This is a genomic window from Nonomuraea zeae (assembly GCF_005889725.1).
GTDB lineage: Bacteria > Actinomycetota > Actinomycetes > Streptosporangiales > Streptosporangiaceae > Nonomuraea > Nonomuraea zeae.
In genome coordinates this window covers 1-373 of sequence record NZ_VCKX01000753.1, presented here as the reverse complement: position 1 = coordinate 373, position 373 = coordinate 1, and the positions used below count along the sequence as shown (strand labels likewise).

At 66.8% G+C, this 373-nt stretch carries 1 pseudogene; it reads left to right on the top strand.

From position 1 onward, the window contains the following. Nucleotides 1–245: pseudogene (locus tag ETD85_RS62755) on the top strand (transposase); the annotation flags it as partial. Nucleotides 246–373 lie beyond the last annotated feature (128 nt).

Here is a 373-nt window from a genome sequence, read left to right as displayed (position 1 = left end):
GAGGGCGCACGGTCAACGTGCACGCCCTGGTCGCGACCGGCGTCAACGCCGACGGGCACCGCGAGATCCTCGGCATCGACGTCGTCTCATCCGAGGACGGGGCGGGCTGGCTGGCGTTCCTGCGCGGTCTGGTCGCCCGTGGCCTGTCCGGCGTCAGCCTGGTGATCTCCGACTGCCATGCCGGGCTGCGGGACGCGATCGGCTCCACGCTGCCCGGTACCTCCTGGCAGAGGTGCCGCGCGCACTGAAGCCACCAAGAAATAAAGCGTTGCTTTCTGATCTTCGGTTCGTTGGGACGGTATGGGCTTCCCCGACGACGTCTTGTCTCAACTCGCACGGCGGTTCGACGTGCTCCTTCCGCATCTGAATGAGC